This window comes from Komagataeibacter kakiaceti JCM 25156 (genome assembly GCF_000613305.1).
In genome coordinates, this window is record NZ_BAIO01000251.1 from 1 (window position 1) to 3353 (window position 3353).

Consider the following 3353-nt stretch of genomic DNA (forward strand, 5'->3'; position numbering starts at 1 on the left):
GGGTGGTCCGTCCCGGCGGGGCATGCAGGCCGCGCCCCCGGCACTCTCCCGCGATGATACGCATTACGCCGGGCGCTGGGTCTTGCCGCCCGCAAGGCCGGACACCTGTTCACGGATGACCTTGCCGGTCACTTCCTCCAGTTCCCCGCGTGACAGCGTGCCAAGCTGGAAAGGGCCGTAGGATGTACGGATCAGGCGGCTGACATGCAGGTTCAGCCCCTGCATGACCTTGCGGATCTCACGGTTCTTGCCTTCGCGTAGCGAGACGGTCAGCCACGCATTGTCGCCCTTGCTGGAATCAAGATGCGCCTCGATCGGGCCATATCGCACGCCCTCGAATTCACAACCCCTGGCCAGTGACGCCAGCCTGCGTTCGTCCACCACGCCAAAAACACGCACGCGGTAACGGCGGATCCAGCCATTGCTGGGCAGTTCCAGCCTGCGGGCCAGTTCGCCATCATTGGTCAGCAACAGCAGGCCCTCGCTGTTCAGGTCAAGGCGGCCGACGCTGATGACCCGGGGCAGACCGGCAGGCAGGGAATCGAACACCGTGGGGCGGTCTTCCGGGTCACGGTGGGTCGTAACCAGCCCGTCGGGCTTGTGGTAGCGCCACAGGCGCGTGCGATCCGGCGCGCTGACCACGTTACGGTCCACCTGCACGATGTCGCCCGCCTCCACGAATGTGGCGGGGTGGGTGATGGTGACGCCGTTGAGGCTGACCCTGCCCTCGGCAATCATGCGCTCGGCATCGCGCCGGCTCGCCACGCCGGAGCGGGCCAGCCATTTGGCGATCCGGTCGCCACGCCCGGATGCGGCGGGGGGGGATTGGTCCTGTGTCATGTTCCTGTCTGCCTCGCAGCGTCGATCAAGCCTTTGAACAGGAGACGGTCCCCTGCCGATATACCAAATTCCGGATGCCACTGCACACCGATGCACAATGGATAACCGGGCAGTTCAATAGCCTCCACCACCCCGTCCGGCGCGGTCGCGCACACCACCGCCCGGCCCGGATGGGATACGGCCTGATGGTGCGCGGAATTGACCGCCTGCCTGCCCTGCCCCACCAACCGGGCGAGATGGGTGCCCGCCACGATGTTCACCTCATGCCCGGCCTCGTTACGGGGGTTGGGCTGCTCGTGCGCCAGGGCGGCGGGATAGGTATCGGGAATATGCTGCACCAGTCGCCCGCCCAGCACGACCGCAAGCAGTTGCATCCCGCCACATATGCCCAGCACCGGAATCCCGCGCGCCATGGCGGCATGGATCAGGGCGGTTTCCGCCGCCGTGCGGCGTGGCTTTGTCTGGACGGTGGCGTGCCATTCCCCCTCCCCGTAAAGGTCGGGCGGCACGTCAAAGGCCCCACCCGTCACGACAAGCCCGTCGAGGCGCGCGACCACCTGCCCGCCAGTTCGGCTCATGCCCCAGCGCCACCGGCAGGCCACCGCTGGCGGCGATCATGTCCATATAATTCTGGCGGATCGCATACCATGGAAAGCGGGAGTAGCCGCCGCCTGGCTGTTGTGCGGGCGGCTCGCTGTCCAGCGTGACGCCAATCAGGGGACGCGGGGCGTTCATCCTGCCTGCCGGGATACATGCGCGACCGAAGGGAATGGATATGCCATGCCGCCCCTTTCCTGCCGCCTGACCAGAACCGTGCCGCAGGGAGGCCCTGTGGCCATGATACAAAAAATCCCCACCGGCAAAGCCTTGATGGGGACTTGTGTAACCTTATTAAACCCTATGGTGGGCGCACAAGGGCTCGAACCTTGGACCCGCTGATTAAGAGTCAGCTGCTCTACCAACTGAGCTATGCGCCCACAGGGTTACCCGATCGGGTGAGAGGGCTTCTAGCAGCCCATATCACCCTCTGGCAAGGGGGTTTTTTGCACTTTCTGAAATTTTCTACTGCTGCAACAGCCGCAGCAGGCCATCGAACTGTTCCAGGGAACGGTAATCGATCTTTATGCTGCCGCCCTTTCCATCAAAGGCGATCTGGACCTTGACCCCCAGGCGGGTTGTCAGATCGCGTTCGAGCGATGCGATTTCAGGGTTGCGGGCATTTTTTTCCGCCCTGTCGCGGGCATTGGCGGCCTTGCGTTCCTGCTGTCGGGCCAGGGCTTCCGTCTGGCGGACATTGAGCCCCTGCGCCAGCACGACCTTGAGCGCCGCCACGGGATCGACATGGGCCAGCAGGGCGCGGGCATGCCCGGCCGAGAGACCACGATGGCGCACGGCGTCACGCACCGGTGGCGGCAACTGCAACAGGCGGACCATGTTGGCCACATGCGGGCGGGACTTGCCAATGGCGCTGGCCAGTTCATCCTGCGTCAGGTCATAATCATCGAGCAGGCGCTGGAGGCCTTCCGCCTCCTCGATCGCATTGAGGTCGGCGCGCTGGAGGTTTTCCACCAGTGCGGCGGCCATGGCGTCGCCATCATCCAGCGGGCGGACATGAACAGGCACATCATGCAGCCCCGCGAGCTGGGAGGCCCGCCAGCGCCGCTCCCCCGCGATGATCTGGTAGACACCCGTGCGCTGGGGGTGCGGGCGCACCAGAATGGGTTGCAGGATGCCGCGCACCCGGATGGAACTGGCCAGTTCATCAAGAGCCGCAGGCTCCATCTGCTGGCGGGGCTGGAAGGGACCGGGTTCCAGCACATCCACCGGCAGGCTGGCGATGACGTCCGGCCCCTGCGCCCGTCCACCGCCGGGGTTGCCGCCGGCAGCATGTTGACCTGTTCGCCCAGCAGGGCGGCCAGACCGCGCCCGAGACGGGGACGGCCTGCGTCCTTTCTGGTTTTCATCAGCGGACCTTCCCTTTCGCCGCCACCCCGAGGGCCAGACGTTCGGCCACCTCGGCCGCGAGCGCCTGATAGGCCTGACTGCCCGATGAGCGGTTGTCATAATTCATCACGGGCTGGCCGTGACTCTGCGCCTCTGAAATGCGGATATTGCGCGGGATCAGGGTTTCCATCACCCTGTCCCCGAAGAAGCTGCGGGCATCTTCCGCCACCAGTTCCGAGAGGTTGTTGCGCCTGTCGTACATGGTCAGGACAATGCCCTCGAGTTTCAGCGCCGGGTTGAGCGACTGGCGCACACTGTTGACGGTGCGCACCAGTTGGCTGATCCCCTCCAGCGCGAAGAACTCACACTGCAACGGCACGATGACCGAATGCGCCGCCACAAGGGCATTGAGCGTGAGCAGGCCGAGGCTGGGCGGGCAGTCGATCAGTACCACGTCATAATCCGCGCCGATCTGCGCCAGCGCATCGCGCAGGCGGTATTCGCGCCGGTCGGCCATGACCAGTTCCAGTTCCGCGCCCGCCAGTTCCGTATCCGCCGCGATCAGCGAC

At 65.3% G+C, this 3353-nt stretch carries 2 protein-coding genes, 1 tRNA gene and 2 pseudogenes; all 5 read right to left on the bottom strand.

What is annotated here, in order from left to right; genetic code table 11:
- Nucleotides 1–63: 63 nt before the first annotated feature.
- The gene (locus JCM25156_RS11675; RefSeq protein WP_025813219.1) at nucleotides 64–840 is read right to left on the bottom strand and encodes a pseudouridine synthase; all 777 of its coding nucleotides are present in this window, start codon (nucleotides 838–840) and stop codon (nucleotides 64–66) included.
- Nucleotides 837–1575: pseudogene (locus JCM25156_RS23850) on the bottom strand (gamma-glutamyl-gamma-aminobutyrate hydrolase family protein). Before JCM25156_RS23850 ends, JCM25156_RS11675 begins: the two are co-directional and overlap by 4 nt.
- Before the next feature lie 166 nt (nucleotides 1576–1741).
- Nucleotides 1742–1817, bottom strand: a tRNA-Lys gene (locus JCM25156_RS11685).
- A gap of 85 nt (nucleotides 1818–1902) precedes the next feature.
- Nucleotides 1903–2804: pseudogene (locus JCM25156_RS23855) on the bottom strand (ParB/RepB/Spo0J family partition protein).
- The coding region (locus tag JCM25156_RS11695) for a ParA family protein (RefSeq protein ID WP_025813220.1) at nucleotides 2804–3353 on the bottom strand (550 nt) is incomplete at its 5' end. The pseudogene JCM25156_RS23855 and the gene JCM25156_RS11695, both read right to left, overlap by 1 nt.